General features: G+C 45.6%; 1 protein-coding gene. It reads left to right on the forward strand.

The genetic code is table 11. The features are described from left to right. The coding region (locus ETC00_RS20140; RefSeq protein WP_253264361.1) for an alpha-amylase family glycosyl hydrolase at positions 1-408 on the forward strand (408 nt) is incomplete at both ends.

Here is a 408-nt window from a genome sequence, read left to right on the forward strand (position 1 = left end):
TCATTAACCATACGAGCGATGAACATCCGTGGTTTATTGAATCGCGTTCGTCACGCGACAATCCAAAACGCGACTGGTACATTTGGCGCGACGGGAAAAACGGAAAAGAGCCGAACAACTGGGAAAGCATTTTTGGCGGCTCAGCGTGGGAATACGATGAAGCAACAGATCAATATTATTTGCACGTATTCGCGACAAAACAGCCAGATTTAAACTGGGAAAACGAAGATGTTCGGCGTGCGCTATATGATATGATTAACTGGTGGCTTGATAAAGGCATTGACGGCTTCCGTGTTGATGCGATTTCGCACATTAAGAAAAAAGAAGGGCTTCCCGACTTACCGAACCCAAAAGGGCTTGACTATGTCCCGTCATTTGATGGGCATATGAATCAAGAAGGGATTATGG

Source organism: Brevibacillus sp. MCWH (genome assembly GCF_013096935.1).
Taxonomy (GTDB): domain Bacteria; phylum Bacillota; class Bacilli; order Brevibacillales; family Brevibacillaceae; genus Brevibacillus; species Brevibacillus aydinogluensis.